We start from the raw sequence: 255 nt of genomic DNA, 5'->3' as shown, positions 1-255 counted from the left end.
TATTAAAATACACGCCATCGGCCCAGATATACACATAGCGCTTGTTCTCAAATCTGCGTTGACTCCACTGCTCATGCTCTGCTTCCCAAAGACGCTTGCAACGGCTGATCGTAGTGGACGAAAGCCCCGTGGCATCCTTGCCAAGAAGAGCCTGAAGAGCTTCCTGAAAATCACCGGTAGATATCCCTTTGAGGTAAAGCCAAGGCAGCATTTCCTCAATGCTCTTTGTTTTTCGAAGATAGGGAGGCAAGAGTC

General features: G+C 48.6%; 1 protein-coding gene. It reads right to left on the bottom strand.

Annotation, left to right across the window (positions count from 1 at the left end):
* The coding region (locus JWJ90_RS23065) for a transposase (RefSeq protein WP_205229540.1) at nt 1-255 on the bottom strand (255 nt) is incomplete at both ends.

The organism is Desulfobulbus rhabdoformis, assembly GCF_016919065.1.
GTDB lineage: Bacteria > Desulfobacterota > Desulfobulbia > Desulfobulbales > Desulfobulbaceae > Desulfobulbus > Desulfobulbus rhabdoformis.
Note: the sequence above shows the minus strand (reverse complement) of the source record. Positions and strands in the feature narration are given on the sequence as shown.